Below are 1,572 nucleotides of genomic sequence, written 5' to 3' on the forward strand. Positions count from 1 at the left end.
GTCATCGCCACGGTGGGGCCGGAACAGGAATACTTCCTCATTGACCGGAAGCTGTACGAAAAGCGCCGGGATCTGAAATGCTGCGGCAGAACCCTGTTCGGAGCAAGACCCCCCAAGGGGCAGGAGCTTGCGGATCACTACTTCGGCTCCATCCCTCCACGGGTCAGCGCCTTTATGGCGCAGCTGGACCGGGAACTGTGGCAGCTGGGGGTGCTTGCAAAGACGGAGCACAATGAGGTCGCTCCCGCCCAGCATGAGCTTGCCCCCATTTACACCACCACCAATCTGGCATGCGACCACAACCAGCTGACCATGGAGCTGATGAAAACCGTTGCCGCACAGCATGGCATGGCGTGCCTGCTGCACGAAAAGCCCTTTGCCGGGGTGAACGGCTCCGGCAAGCACAATAACTGGTCGATATCCACGGATACGGGCATGAACCTCCTGGAGCCGGGCGGAACGCCCTACGAAAATGCCCAATTTCTCCTTTTCCTGTGCGCAGTGATCGAGGCTGTGGACGAGTACCAGGATCTGCTCCGGGTCTCGGTTGCCAGCGCCGGGAACGATCACCGGCTGGGTGCCAACGAAGCGCCCCCCGCAATCGTTTCCATGTTCCTGGGGGATGAACTGACGGATATCCTCCACGCCATCGAAAGCGGAACCCTTTATGTGGGCAAGGAACAGGTACAGATGGAGATCGGCGCCACGGTGCTGCCCCACTTCTTCCGGGATGCCACCGACCGGAACCGCACATCTCCCTTTGCCTTTACCGGCAATAAATTTGAATTCCGGATGCTTGGCTCCGCCCAGTCCATTGCCGGCCCCAACACGGTGCTGAACACCATTGTAGCAGACGTGCTTGGGAAGTATGCAGACAGGCTGGAGCACAGCGCACAGTTCCAGAAGGATCTGGACGAGCTGATCCGAACCGTGATCCACGATCACAAGCGGATCATCTTCAACGGCAACAACTACTCCCCCCAGTGGGTGGCAGAGGCGGAACAGCGTGGGCTGACCAATCTGCCCGGCACGCCGGAGGCGCTGCGGACTCTGATCGATCCGAAAAACATCGCCCTGTTTACCCGGCATGGGGTATTCACCGAAGCGGAGGTTCGCTCCCGGTACGCCATCCTGCTGGAGAATTACAGCAAGATCGGGCATATCGAAGCGCTGACCATGATCGACATGGTCAACCAGGAGATCATCCCGGCGGTCGTCACATACCAGAGTCAGCTGGCGCAGCTGGCTGCCAACAAGAAGCTGGCACAGTCGGAGGCGTCCACCGCCCTGGAGGACGGGCTTCTGAAAAAGCTCAGCCGCTTGAGCGAATGCCTGGTCAAGCGTACCCAGAGCCTGTCGGACTGCTTGATGGAAATCAAGCCCATCCAGGATCCCTACCAGCTGGCAAGCGCCTACCGGGAACGGATCTACCCCGCCATGACCGAGCTTCGGTGCGTGGCAGACAACCTGGAGCTGATCTGCGGCAGAGATCACTGGCCGCTCCCCTCCTACGGAGATATGCTTTTTTCGATTGAATAAAGGCAACACCGCACAAAGAATGTGTGGTAGATG

Annotated in this window: 1 protein-coding gene; it reads left to right on the forward strand. The window is 59.1% G+C overall.

The genetic code is table 11. The features are described from left to right. Positions 1-1,539 (forward strand): glutamine synthetase type III (locus QVO51_RS03490; protein ID WP_288167813.1); only part of this gene is annotated, 1,539 nt, incomplete at its 5' end. Positions 1,540-1,572 lie beyond the last annotated feature (33 nt).

The sequence above is a fragment of the Ruminococcus sp. CAG:379 genome, from assembly GCF_000434255.1.
Classification (GTDB): Bacteria; Bacillota; Clostridia; order Oscillospirales; family Ruminococcaceae; genus Ruminococcus_F; species Ruminococcus_F champanellensis.